The organism is Streptomyces bungoensis, from assembly GCF_001514215.1.
GTDB classification, from domain to species: domain Bacteria; phylum Actinomycetota; class Actinomycetes; order Streptomycetales; family Streptomycetaceae; genus Streptomyces; species Streptomyces bungoensis.
On sequence record NZ_KQ948902.1, the window covers coordinates 1 to 637 of the forward strand.

Here is a 637-nt window from a genome sequence, read left to right on the forward strand (position 1 = left end):
CACCGTCAATGGGCTGGGTCGCCCTGCCCTGCACCACGGAGGCCGGCAGGACGCCGGTTCCTGCCGCCAGCTCCCGAACGGCAGAGAGAGGCTCACGAACCTCGCGCCCCAGGATCACGGCCCGGTGCTCGAAGGCGGCCCGCGTCGCCGCCAGGGACCAGGCCACATCCACTGGCCGTACGTCCTCACCCGCCGACTCCACGAAACCGGCCAGCCGGGCCGCCTGCCCCGCCAGACCCTCCACACCCCGGCCCGACACCACCCACGGCACCACACCACCCGCCGCGAACACCGGCGGAACACCCTCACCCTCAGGCTCCGGCACACCCCCCGGCGCCTCCTCCAGCACCACATGGGCATTGGTCCCGCTGATCCCGAAGGACGACACACCCGCCCGACGCGGACGGCCGTCGACACGCGGCCACTCCATGGGCTCGGTCAGCAGCGACACCGCACCCGCCGACCAGTCGACGTGCGGCGTCGGCTCGTCCACGTGCAGCGTCCGGGGCAGCACCCCGTACTGCATGGCCAGCACCATCTTCATCACACCCGCGATGCCGGCGGCGGCCTGGGTGTGACCGATGTTCGACTTCAACGAGCCCAGCCACAATGGCCGTTCCGGATCACGGCCCTCCCC

General features: G+C 72.1%; 1 protein-coding gene. It reads right to left on the reverse strand.

From position 1 onward, the window contains the following. Positions 1 to 595, reverse strand: a 595-nt coding sequence (locus tag AQJ66_RS36535; protein ID WP_425264334.1) for a ketoacyl-synthetase C-terminal extension domain-containing protein, incomplete at its 3' end; no start/stop codon positions are given. Between the last annotated feature and the right edge of the window lie 42 nt (positions 596 to 637).